The 6,883-nt window shown below is 64.9% G+C and carries 13 protein-coding genes and 1 pseudogene; all 14 read left to right on the top strand.

Translation table 11 applies throughout. The features are described 5' to 3' along the window. Positions 1-116, top strand: a pseudogene (locus ACK42S_RS13950) (elongation factor Tu); the annotation flags it as partial. A gap of 161 nt (positions 117-277) precedes the next feature. Next, a complete protein-coding gene (rpsJ, locus tag ACK42S_RS13945; protein WP_019561663.1) occupies positions 278-589 on the top strand; it encodes a 30S ribosomal protein S10 in 312 nt (103 codons plus the stop codon). A gap of 177 nt (positions 590-766) precedes the next feature. After that, a complete protein-coding gene (rplC, locus tag ACK42S_RS13940; protein ID WP_409708669.1) occupies positions 767-1,441 on the top strand; it encodes a 50S ribosomal protein L3 in 675 nt (224 codons plus the stop codon). Beyond that, a complete protein-coding gene (gene rplD / locus ACK42S_RS13935; protein WP_409708666.1) occupies positions 1,441-2,061 on the top strand; it encodes a 50S ribosomal protein L4 in 621 nt (206 codons plus the stop codon). Before rplC ends, rplD begins: the two co-directional genes overlap by 1 nt. Then, on the top strand, positions 2,058-2,372 hold the full coding sequence (rplW, locus tag ACK42S_RS13930) for a 50S ribosomal protein L23 (protein WP_409708663.1): 315 nt from the start codon (positions 2,058-2,060) through the stop codon (positions 2,370-2,372). Before rplD ends, rplW begins: the two co-directional genes overlap by 4 nt. Continuing rightward, a complete protein-coding gene (gene rplB, locus ACK42S_RS13925) occupies positions 2,373-3,197 on the top strand; it encodes a 50S ribosomal protein L2 (RefSeq protein WP_409708660.1) in 825 nt (274 codons plus the stop codon). 9 nt (positions 3,198-3,206) lie between these two features. Continuing rightward, positions 3,207-3,482, top strand: coding sequence for a 30S ribosomal protein S19 (gene rpsS / locus ACK42S_RS13920; protein WP_409708657.1), 276 nt, complete (start codon positions 3,207-3,209; stop codon positions 3,480-3,482). Between the two features lie 9 nt (positions 3,483-3,491). After that, a complete protein-coding gene (gene rplV / locus ACK42S_RS13915; protein ID WP_409708654.1) occupies positions 3,492-3,821 on the top strand; it encodes a 50S ribosomal protein L22 in 330 nt (109 codons plus the stop codon). Between the two features lie 17 nt (positions 3,822-3,838). Next, on the top strand, positions 3,839-4,717 hold the full coding sequence (gene rpsC / locus ACK42S_RS13910; protein ID WP_409708651.1) for a 30S ribosomal protein S3: 879 nt from the start codon (positions 3,839-3,841) through the stop codon (positions 4,715-4,717). 3 nt (positions 4,718-4,720) lie between these two features. Continuing rightward, positions 4,721-5,137 (top strand): 50S ribosomal protein L16, encoded by a 417-nt coding sequence (gene rplP, locus ACK42S_RS13905; protein ID WP_409708648.1) that lies wholly within the window; start codon positions 4,721-4,723, stop codon positions 5,135-5,137. Between the two features lie 20 nt (positions 5,138-5,157). Then, positions 5,158-5,361 (top strand): 50S ribosomal protein L29, encoded by a 204-nt coding sequence (gene rpmC, locus ACK42S_RS13900; RefSeq protein ID WP_019561672.1) that lies wholly within the window; start codon positions 5,158-5,160, stop codon positions 5,359-5,361. Further along, positions 5,358-5,633, top strand: coding sequence for a 30S ribosomal protein S17 (gene rpsQ / locus ACK42S_RS13895; RefSeq protein ID WP_409708644.1), 276 nt, complete (start codon positions 5,358-5,360; stop codon positions 5,631-5,633). The genes rpmC and rpsQ overlap by 4 nt, the downstream gene beginning before the upstream one ends. A gap of 144 nt (positions 5,634-5,777) precedes the next feature. Further along, positions 5,778-6,293 (top strand): peroxiredoxin, encoded by a 516-nt coding sequence (locus ACK42S_RS13890; RefSeq protein ID WP_409708641.1) that lies wholly within the window; start codon positions 5,778-5,780, stop codon positions 6,291-6,293. A 348-nt stretch (positions 6,294-6,641) separates the two neighbouring features. Continuing rightward, a partial coding sequence (gene rplN / locus ACK42S_RS13885) for a 50S ribosomal protein L14 (RefSeq protein ID WP_409708638.1) occupies positions 6,642-6,883 on the top strand: 242 nt, incomplete at its 3' end.

Raw genomic sequence — 6,883 nt, 5'->3', positions numbered from 1 at the left:
TGTCGATCACGGTCAAGCTGATCGCACCGATCGCCATGGAAGAGGGTCTGCGCTTTGCCATCCGCGAAGGCGGCCGCACCGTCGGCGCCGGCGTCGTGGCCAAGATCATCGAATGACATGGTGCCCCCGGGTGTCTTGTGCACGACGCGCTTGACACCCGCCCCGAGGGGGCTGCCCGTTCTGGCTGGGGACAGCCCGGCGCCAAGACGGCTCCCTCGCTCAACCGCCTCTTCGTTGCAGTCCTGGGGGGCTGCAACACTGCTCTTTAGGAGTCACCATGCAAAAGCAAAAGATCCGTATCCGCCTCAAGGCGTTCGACTACAAGCTGATCGACCAGTCGGCGCTCGAGATCGTGGACACCGCCAAGCGCACCGGCGCGATCGTCAAGGGTCCTGTGCCCCTGCCGACCCGTATGCAGCGTTTCGACATCCTGCGCTCGCCGCACGTCAACAAGACCTCGCGCGACCAGTTCGAGATCCGCACGCACCAGCGCCTGATGGACATCGTCGATCCCACCGACAAAACCGTCGATGCTCTGATGAAGCTGGACTTGCCGGCCGGCGTGGACGTCGAGATCAAGCTGCAGTAAGCAGCACAAGGCGCGGACTGGCTTGCAGGGCAGGCCGCGTCTGCTACAATCAATAGCTTTTCCGCAAGGCTGCCCACTTTCGTGGGCCTTTGTGGTTTGTGGTTGCGGGGCCGGTGTCGTCCGGACTTCGCGCATCGAGTCAGCCCGGCCAATCGCTGTCGGGCATTGGAGAAAACAATGAGTCTTAGCAATCGTCTCGGATTGCTGGGCCGCAAGGTGGGCATGATGCGCATCTTCACGGGCGACGGCGATGCCGTGCCGGTGACGGTGCTCGACGTGTCGAACAACCGAGTGGCTCAGGTCAAAACCGTGGAGACCGACGGCTACAGCGCCATCCAGGTGGCGTTCGGCACCCGCAAGGCTTCCCGCGTGACCAAGCCCGAGGCCGGCCATTTTGCCAAGGCTGGCGTTGAGGCGGGCGAAATCCTCAAGGAGTTCCGTGTCTCCGCCGAGGTGGCTGCCGAGTACAAGCCCGGCGCCACCTTGCCCGTGACGATGTTCTCTGCGGGCCAGGCCGTCGACGTGCAGGGCACGTCCATCGGCAAGGGTTTTGCTGGCACCATCAAGCGTCACAACTTCGGTTCGCAGCGCGCTTCCCACGGTAACAGCCGCTCGCACAATGTCCCGGGCTCGATCTCGATGGCCCAGGATCCGGGCCGCGTGTTTCCCGGCAAGAAGATGTCCGGCCACATGGGCGATGTGACCGTCACCACCCAGAACCTGGACATCGTGCGCGTCGACGAAGCCCGCCAGCTGCTGCTGGTCAAGGGTGCCGTGCCCGGCGCCAAGGGGGGTCACGTGGTCGTGCGCCCGGCTGTCAAGGCCAAGGCCAAGAAGGAAGGGGCCAACTGATGCAGCTCGAGCTCCTGAACGAACAGGGCCAGTCGTCGGCCAAGATCGACGCGCCTGACACCGTCTTCGGTCGCGAGTACAACGAAGCCCTGGTGCACCAGGTGGTCGTGGCCTACCAGGCCAATGCCCGCCAGGGTACCCGCGCCCAGAAGGATCGTGCCACCGTCAAGCACTCCACGAAGAAGCCCTGGCGCCAAAAAGGCACCGGGCGCGCGCGCGCCGGCATGACCTCGTCGCCGCTGTGGCGCGGCGGCGGTCGGATCTTCCCGAACAGCCCCAACGAGAACTTCACCCACAAGGTCAACAAGAAGATGTACCGCGCCGGCATGGCCGCCATCTTCTCGCAGCTCGCCCGTGAGGGTCGTCTGGCCGTGGTCGACTCCCTCAAGGTCGAGGCCCCCAAGACCAAGCTGCTGGCCGCCAAGTTCAAGGCCATGGGTCTGGAGTCCGTGCTGGTGATCGCCGATGAGATCGACGAGAACCTGTACCTGGCCTCGCGCAACCTGGCCAACGTGCTCGTCGTCGAGCCGCGCTACGCCGATCCGCTGTCGCTGGTGCACTACAAGAAGGTGCTCGTGACCAAGGCCGCGATCGATCAGCTCAAGGAGATGCTGGCATGAGCGCCCCGAAATTCAACGAAGGCCGCCTGATGCAGGTGCTGGTCTCGCCCATCGTGTCCGAGAAGGCCACGTCGGTGGCCGAGAAGCACAACCAGGTGATGTTCAAGGTCCTGCGGGACGCCACCAAGCCTGAGATCAAAGCGGCTGTCGAGCTGCTGTTCAAGGTCGAGGTCGAAGGCGTGCAGGTGGTGAACCAGAAGGGCAAGGTCAAGCGCTTCGGTCGGTCCATGGGTCGGCGTGATCACGTCAAGAAGGCCTATGTGTCGCTGAAGGAAGGCCAGGAGCTCAACTTCTCCGGGGAGGCTGCGTAAATGGCCGTCATCAAACTCAAGCCCACGTCGCCTGGCCGCCGTGCCATGGTGAAGGTGGTGCACAAGCACCTGCACAAGGGCGCCCCCGAGAAGTCGCTGCTCGAGCCCCAGAAGCAGAAAGCCGGCCGCAACAACAACGGCCACATCACCACCCGTCACAAAGGCGGTGGTCACAAGCACCACTATCGCGTGATCGATTTCCGTCGCAACAAGGACGGCATCCCCGCGAAGGTCGAGCGCATCGAGTACGACCCGAACCGCACCGCGCACATCGCGCTGCTGTGCTATGCCGACGGAGAGCGTCGCTACATCATCGCGCCGCGCGGCCTGGAGGTGGGGGCCACGGTGCAAAGCGGCTCGGAGGCTCCGATCAAGGCCGGCAATGCGCTGCCCATCCGCAACATTCCGGTGGGTTCGACCATCCACTGCATCGAGATGCTGCCGGGCAAGGGCGCCCAGATCGCCCGCTCGGCCGGTACCTCGGCCGTGCTGATGGCCCGTGAGGGCACCTACGCGCAGGTCCGCCTGCGTTCGGGTGAGGTCCGCAAGATCCACATCGAGTGCCGCGCCACGATCGGCGAGGTGAGCAACGAAGAACACAGCCTGCGCCAGTACGGCAAGGCCGGCGCGATCCGCTGGAAGGGTATCCGCCCGACCGTGCGCGGTGTCGCGATGAACCCGATCGACCACCCGCACGGTGGTGGTGAGGGTCGCACCGGCGAGGCCCGGGCGCCCGTGTCGCCGTGGAACACCTTGACCAAGGGCTACCGCACCCGTCGCAACAAGCGCACCCAGACGATGATCGTCTCGCGCCGCAAGAAATAAGAGGACGCTATGGCTCGTTCACTCAAGAAAGGCCCGTTCGTCGACCACCACCTGATGGTCAAGGTCGAGAAGGCCGTCGAGACCAAGGACAAGAAGCCGATCAAAACCTGGTCGCGTCGCTCGACGATCCTGCCTGAGTTCATCGGTCTGACGATCGCGGTGCACAACGGCAAGCAACACGTGCCGGTGTACGTGACCGACCAGATGGTCGGTCACAAGCTCGGCGAGTTCGCGTTGACCCGCACGTTCAAGGGTCACCCCGCGGACAAGAAAGCGAAGAAGTAAGGAGCGGCGATGGAAACCAGAGCAATCGTTCGCGGTGTGCGCCTGTCGGTTGACAAGGGCCGGCTGGTGGCCGACATGATCCGCGGCAAGAAGGTCGGCCAGGCCCTCGACATCCTGACGTTCACGCCCAAGAAGGCCGCCGGCATCATCAAGAAGGCGCTCGAGTCCGCGATTGCGAACGCCGAGCACAACGATGGTGCCGACATCGACGAACTGAAAGTCAAGACGATCCACGTGGAGCAGGGCACCACGCTGAAGCGCTTCACCGCGCGCGCCAAGGGCCGCGGCAACCGCATCAGCAAGCCCACTTGCCACATCTTCGTGACCGTCGGCAACTAAGGGGCAGAAAGAGAACCATGGGACAGAAAATCCATCCGACCGGTTTCCGGCTGCCCGTCACGCGTGCCTGGGCGTCGCGCTGGTATGCGTCGAACCGCAACTTCGGCCAGATGCTCGCCGATGACCTGCAGGTGCGCGAGTACCTGAAGGAGCGGCTGAAGAACGCCGCCGTGTCGCGCATCCTGATCGAGCGCCCCGCCAAGAACGCCCGCATCACCATCTTCTCGGCCCGTCCGGGCGTGGTGATCGGCAAGAAGGGCGAGGACATCGAGAATCTGAAGGCCGAGCTGGCCAAGCGCCTGGGCGTGCCCGTGGCGGTGAACATCGAGGAGGTGCGCAAGCCCGAGATCGATGCCCAGCTCATCGCCGACTCGATCACCCAGCAGCTCGAAAAGCGCATCATGTTCCGTCGCGCGATGAAGCGCGCGATGCAAAACGCCATGCGTCTGGGCGCCCAGGGCATCAAGATCATGTCCGCCGGTCGTCTGAACGGCATCGAGATTGCCCGCACCGAGTGGTACCGCGAAGGCCGTGTGCCCCTGCACACCCTGCGTGCCGACATCGACTACGGCTTCTCCGAAGCCAAGACCACCTACGGCGTCATCGGCGTCAAGGTGTGGGTCTACAAGGGCGAACGTCTCGGCCGCGGCGAACAGCCTGCTGCCAAGACCGAGGAGCGTCCCGAAGACGACCGCCGTGGCCGCCGCGGCCCACGTAGCGACCGCCCCGCCGGCGACCGCCGTCCCCCGCGGGGTGGTGTGCGTGCCGGTGCCGGCCGCAACGAAGCGCCGGCCGATGGCAGTGACAAGCCTGCCGAGGCCGCCGACGCGCCCAAGACGGCCGTCAAGCGCGTGCGCAAAGCGGCTTCGCCGGGTGGCGAGGCCAAAGGAGAATAAGACATGCTGCAACCCGCTCGTCGCAAATACCGCAAGGAGCAGAAGGGCCGCAATACCGGCGTGGCCACGCGCGGCGCGACCGTGGCGTTCGGTGATTTCGGCCTGAAGGCCACCGAGCGCGGCCGCATCACGGCCCGCCAGATCGAGGCGGCCCGTCGTGCAATTTCCCGTCACGTCAAACGTGGCGGGCGCATCTGGATCCGCATCTTCCCGGACAAGCCGATCTCCCAGAAGCCCGCCGAAGTGCGCATGGGCAACGGCAAGGGCAACCCCGAGTACTGGGTGGCCGAGATCCAGCCGGGCAAGGTGCTGTACGAGATCAACGGCGTGCCCGAGCAACTTGCCCGTGAAGCCTTTCAGCTCGCCTCGGCCAAGCTGCCGCTGAAGACCATCTTCGTGAGCCGCCAGATCGGCGCCTGAACCGCATTCGGAGTATCGACATGAAAGCATCTGAACTGCGCAGCAAGGACGTCGCCGGCCTGGAGAAGGAACTGGCAGACCTGCTCAAGGCCCACTTCGGCCTGCGCATGCAAAAGGGCACCCAGCAGCTGAGCAACACGGCTGCGCTGGGCAAGACCCGCCGTGACATCGCCCGCGTCAAGACCATCCTGGCGCAGAAGAAAAGGGAAGGAGCCGCGAAATGACGCAAGCTCAAGCCGCTGAGAAGAACACCCGCACCCTGATCGGGCGCGTGGTGAGCGACAAGCGCGCCAAGACGGTCACCGTCCTGGTTGAGCGTCGCACCAAGCACGAGCTGTACGGCAAGATCGTGGCCCGTTCCCGCAAGTACCACGCCCATGACGAGAAGGGCGAGTACAAGATGGGGGACCTGGTGGAGATCGCCGAGGGCCGCCCCATCTCCAAGACCAAGTCTTGGGTGGTGACACGCCTGATCGAGAAGGCCCGCGAGGTCTGATCTCCTGGGCCTGCTGATCGGCCCGCTGGCGGCTCGGGTTTCCGGGGCGCTAGCCTCCGGCAACGGCCGGTTCGCCTCATACTGGCGGCCGGCCGTTTTCACGTTCGGCCGGTTTCATCATCCAACGCAATACAGGAGACGACGATGCTCAAAGTCGGCGACAAGCTGCCAGCCGGCACCCTGCAGGAATTCATCGAGGTCGAGGGTCAGGGCTGCTCGATCGGCCCGAACAGCTTCGACATCCATGAGGCCACGGCTGGCAAGACGGTGGCGATCTTCGGTCTGCCTGGGGCCTTCACCCCGACCTGCTCGGCCAAGCACGTGCCCGGCTACGTCGAGCTGGCCGATGCCTTCAAGGCGGCCGGGGTCGACGAGATCTGGTGCATTTCGGTCAACGATGCCTTCGTGATGGGGGCCTGGGCGCGCGAGCAGAAGACGGCCGGGAAGGTGCGCATGATGGCCGACGGTAGCGCGCAGTTCGCCCGGGCCACCGGGCTGACGCTGGATCTGACCGCCCGAGGCATGGGGCTGCGGTCCCAGCGCTACTCCATGCTGGTCGTCGATGGTGTGGTCAAGGCGCTGAACATCGAAGCGCCCGGCAAGTTCGAGGTCAGCGACGCGGCGACCCTGCTCAAGCAGGCCCAAGCCCTGCGCGGTTGAGGCCCGACGGCTGTGTTGGGGCCGGTGCGGCGCGCTCCGCGGCGCTGTCGGTCGGCCCCCGGCGGCCACCCTCCCGGGCGCAACCGGAGGGCTGGTGCCTTGACATAGTTGACGCCGAGATAATCTCACGCGATAATGCGCAGCTTCGCCGGAAATCGGCTGGTTTTGCATGTGCTCTCTGCCTGGTTCGCTTTCCGAACGGGTGGGGTGTGAGGCCAGAGCCAGAGCGCGCCGGCTTCGCCCAAGCGGGTGCCTGCCCTGGGGTGGGTATTCGACGGGCCCAAGACTGACCGCTTTGCCTTTCCGTGATGGGCACGGGAGATTCGGCGGGAGAAGTTGGGGACTTTCATGATTCAAATGCAATCGCGACTCGACGTCGCCGACAACACTGGCGCCAAGTCCGTCATGTGCATCAAGGTGCTGGGCGGGTCCAAGCGCCGTTATGCCGGGATTGGCGACATCATCAAGGTCAGCATCAAGGAAGCTGCGCCGCGCGGCCGCGTCAAAAAGGGCGAGGTCTACAGCGCGGTGGTGGTGCGCACCGCCAAGGGTGTGCGCCGTCAGGACGGCTCGCTGATCAAGTTCGACGG

The sequence above is a fragment of the Caldimonas sp. genome (genome assembly GCF_046289365.1).
In the GTDB taxonomy this organism is placed as follows: domain Bacteria; phylum Pseudomonadota; class Gammaproteobacteria; order Burkholderiales; family Burkholderiaceae_C; genus Caldimonas.
Note: the sequence above shows the minus strand (reverse complement) of the source record. Positions and strands in the feature narration are given on the sequence as shown.

Excerpts from the sequence above, each read along its gene's own strand:
- ACK42S_RS13890 (WP_409708641.1), top strand. The coding sequence starts at position 5,778 with ATGCTCAAAGTCGGCGACAAGCTGCCAGCCGGCACCCTGCAGGAATTC.
- rpsC (WP_409708651.1), top strand. The coding sequence starts at position 3,839 with ATGGGACAGAAAATCCATCCGACCGGTTTCCGGCTGCCCGTCACGCGT.
- rplC (WP_409708669.1), top strand. The coding sequence starts at position 767 with ATGAGTCTTAGCAATCGTCTCGGATTGCTGGGCCGCAAGGTGGGCATG.
- rpsS (WP_409708657.1), top strand. The coding sequence starts at position 3,207 with ATGGCTCGTTCACTCAAGAAAGGCCCGTTCGTCGACCACCACCTGATG.
- rplP (WP_409708648.1), top strand. The coding sequence starts at position 4,721 with ATGCTGCAACCCGCTCGTCGCAAATACCGCAAGGAGCAGAAGGGCCGC.
- rpmC (WP_019561672.1), top strand. The coding sequence starts at position 5,158 with ATGAAAGCATCTGAACTGCGCAGCAAGGACGTCGCCGGCCTGGAGAAG.
- rpsJ (WP_019561663.1), top strand. The coding sequence starts at position 278 with ATGCAAAAGCAAAAGATCCGTATCCGCCTCAAGGCGTTCGACTACAAG.
- rplB (WP_409708660.1), top strand. The coding sequence starts at position 2,373 with ATGGCCGTCATCAAACTCAAGCCCACGTCGCCTGGCCGCCGTGCCATG.
- rpsQ (WP_409708644.1), top strand. The coding sequence starts at position 5,358 with ATGACGCAAGCTCAAGCCGCTGAGAAGAACACCCGCACCCTGATCGGG.
- rplW (WP_409708663.1), top strand. The coding sequence starts at position 2,058 with ATGAGCGCCCCGAAATTCAACGAAGGCCGCCTGATGCAGGTGCTGGTC.
- rplD (WP_409708666.1), top strand. The coding sequence starts at position 1,441 with ATGCAGCTCGAGCTCCTGAACGAACAGGGCCAGTCGTCGGCCAAGATC.
- rplV (WP_409708654.1), top strand. The coding sequence starts at position 3,492 with ATGGAAACCAGAGCAATCGTTCGCGGTGTGCGCCTGTCGGTTGACAAG.